Annotated in this window: 1 protein-coding gene; it reads right to left on the bottom strand. The window is 62.2% G+C overall.

Translation table 11 applies throughout. The annotated features are described in order from the left end of the window. Positions 1 to 90: 90 nt before the first annotated feature. The coding region (locus tag EN852_RS35415; protein ID WP_135879647.1) for a transposase at positions 91 to 421 on the bottom strand (331 nt) is incomplete at its 5' end.

The following is a 421-nucleotide window of genomic DNA, read 5'->3' as shown; positions in this document are numbered from 1 at the left end:
GGCGCGGGGCGGGGCGGTGGTTGTGATGGTGGTCATGGCTGGGCGCTCGTTCTTCCTTCTCCCCTTGTGGGAGAGCGACTATCTGGGGTGTCAAGTTGCATTTGCGAATTCGCTTCTCGCGTCGCGTGCTTTTGCGTTGAGGATGACGAGAAGTTTTCTGGCGAGTGCGATGCGGATGAGCATTTTGGGCTTTCCCGCCTGTTGCAACCGTTGAGCGAACGTTTTGAGATGGGGATCGAACTTGGCTGCGATGGCTGCGACGATGAAGAGGATGCCCCGGGGCCCGGCGCGTCCGCCGCGCACATGCCTGTTGCCGGCGCGCTTGCCGCTGTCGTTGGCGATAGGGGCTAGGCCTGCCAGCTTGGCGATTGCTTTGTTGGAGATGAGGCCGATCTCGGGCAGTTCGGCCATGAGGCGGGCC

This window comes from Mesorhizobium sp. M2E.F.Ca.ET.209.01.1.1, assembly GCF_004010375.2.
Classification (GTDB): Bacteria; Pseudomonadota; Alphaproteobacteria; order Rhizobiales; family Rhizobiaceae; genus Mesorhizobium.
Note: the sequence above shows the minus strand (reverse complement) of the source record. Positions and strands in the feature narration are given on the sequence as shown.